Origin of the sequence: Lysinibacillus sp. AR18-8, assembly GCF_001705465.1 — a bacterium.
Classification (GTDB): domain Bacteria; phylum Bacillota; class Bacilli; order Bacillales_A; family Planococcaceae; genus Lysinibacillus; species Lysinibacillus capsici.
In genome coordinates, this window is sequence record NZ_MDGU01000033.1 from 1 (window position 1) to 2202 (window position 2202).

Sequence of the window (2202 nt, forward strand, 5' to 3'; positions counted from 1 at the left end):
CGATCGAGGACTTAACCAAAAAGTTTGAAACATTCAATGTGCCGTTTATCCAGTTTTGAAAGAATAAATCTTTCAATTAAATACAAAGTCTAGTGATGATGGCAAAGAGGTCACACCCGTTCCCATACCGAACACGGAAGTTAAGCTCTTTAGCGCCGATGGTAGTTGGGGGCTTCCCCCTGTGAGAGTAGGACGTCGCTAGGCAAACAAAACAGTCAGCTGTGCGCTGACTGTTTTTTTATTGTATATTTTAAAAAAACTTTGCTATGCGAGGGGTTCCAAAGAGCTTCTAGCTATGGACAAGAAAAAAACAGCCGAGCAATCAGGTATGTTGGTGAGTATTCGAGCAAAAATAATTGTTTCATCTTTTGTGGTTTATTTGAAAGGGAAGAGTAGCTTAATATTCGATCGGCATGCCAACCTGAATACAAATATGGAAACAGGAAGTTTTGAGTGTGTCTTTTGACACGGACCAGTACCCCAGCGTTTCACGCGAGAGCAAACCACCAGTCTAACTTGGTTCTGATTCATTGTAATCTTAGCAAGATATAGAAGGGGTTAGTAAGCTATTAACTAAGTCGGCTAAAATTTTCAAGCCTTCAGTGAAAGAATAAAATTAGAAGTTATGAAAACCCCAGCATTTGTGGATAGCTAAACATTCTGTAACTTTTTTTAAAATTAAATAATATCAATCACCATCAGTACGTTCTTATAAGACATAGTTAATATAGATAAGGGCTGTGATTTAAATTAAATATTGTTGGGGGCTTAGGCCCTTTATTTTTGTTGTTAAAAATATGTTCTACACTAAAAATTTCCGGAACTAAAATTATTGTTGAAACTACTTTAGCATTTAAGTAGCTCTTTACATTTCTTAGAATAACGATATTTCGCCGCATATTCTTATATGATACTGTAATCGAATTTTAGCTAGACACTTGGTTAAAGTTTGCTGCTATGTACATAAGTATCGTCAATAAAGTAGAAAATTTAGTTCTATTCTTCATTCTTCATTCTTATACTGTAAAGATTACATCAAAAAGGAGAGGAAATTTTGTGGATTGATGGCGTGTTTTCTGGTGGCGGTTTGAAGGGCTTTGCATTAGTAGGGGCATATCAAGTACTAGAAGCTGAACATTTTCGATTTAAACGTGTAGCTGGTACAAGTGCGGGTGCCATTTTAGCCGCCTTTATTGCGGCAGGATATAGTGGAAAAGAGATAGAAATTATGCTAGAAGAGTTAGATGTTCCTTCATTACTTGATCCAAGAAGAACAATTTTACCTTTTCCTTTTATGAAATGGGTAAATGTTTATAATCATTTAGGTCTCTATAAAGGAAAGGCGTTAGAAAAATGGTTTTTCCAAAAGCTAGCTGCAAAAGGAGTATATACTTTTGGTGATCTGCCTAAAGATTCACTTAAATTAGTAGCTTCAGATTTAACGAATGGTAGAATGATTGTTTTACCAGACGATTTGCATAAATATCAAATTGAAGCAAAGAATTTTTCAGTAGCTTGTGCGTTACGCATGAGTTGTGGTATACCTTTTTTCTTTGAACCAGTTACATTAAAGACTGGTAAGGGTGAATCGGTTATAGTGGATGGTGGTGTTTTAAGTAATTTTCCACTATGGATATTCGATGATAAAGAAGGTCGGAAAGTACGTCCGATTTTAGGTCTGAAACTGAGTAGAAGAAGAGAAGAACAATGTCCTCAAGAAATTAAGAATGGTCTAAATTTATTTGAGGCACTATTTTCAACTATGAAAGATGCACATGATGAAAGGTATATATCAAGACGACACGAAAGAGACATTATTTTTATTCCTGTAGAAGATTATAGTGCAACCCAATTTGATTTAAATGAAGAAACAAAAGAAACTCTATTAGATATAGGAAGAAACCGTACAATTCAATTTTTACGAAATTGGCCAAGATTGAGGTTGTAATTTTTTAAAAAAATAATTATAAAACTATTGACCAATGAAAAATAGGGTGTTATTATATAAAAGTTGCTGTTGAGATATGCAGCTACTAAAATATAAAATAAAATAACTGTTTGACATTAAATATAAAACATGTTATTATATAAAAGTTAACTCTTACAGAAGAGTAAACAAAATGAACCTTGAAAACTGAACAAGCAAAACGTAATCAATAAAGTTTTAAATAGCTAGTTTTACTAGTGAACGAAACACAATTT

The 2202-nt window shown here is 33.6% G+C and carries 1 protein-coding gene, 1 rRNA gene and 1 pseudogene; all 3 read left to right on the forward strand.

The window, feature by feature from the left end; translation table 11 throughout:
• The first annotated feature begins 88 nt into the window (after positions 1-88).
• The 3 genes and pseudogenes from rrf (at position 89) to BFM98_RS20025 (ending at position 1948) form a co-directional block, all read left to right on the forward strand.
• Positions 89-204, forward strand: a 5S ribosomal RNA gene (gene rrf / locus BFM98_RS20020).
• A gap of 121 nt (positions 205-325) precedes the next feature.
• Positions 326-450, forward strand: a pseudogene (locus BFM98_RS23700) (IS200/IS605 family transposase); the annotation flags it as partial.
• Positions 451-1054: 604 nt separating this feature from the next.
• A complete protein-coding gene (locus BFM98_RS20025) occupies positions 1055-1948 on the forward strand; it encodes a patatin-like phospholipase family protein (protein ID WP_054548459.1) in 894 nt (297 codons plus the stop codon).
• Positions 1949-2202: the final 254 nt, after the last annotated feature.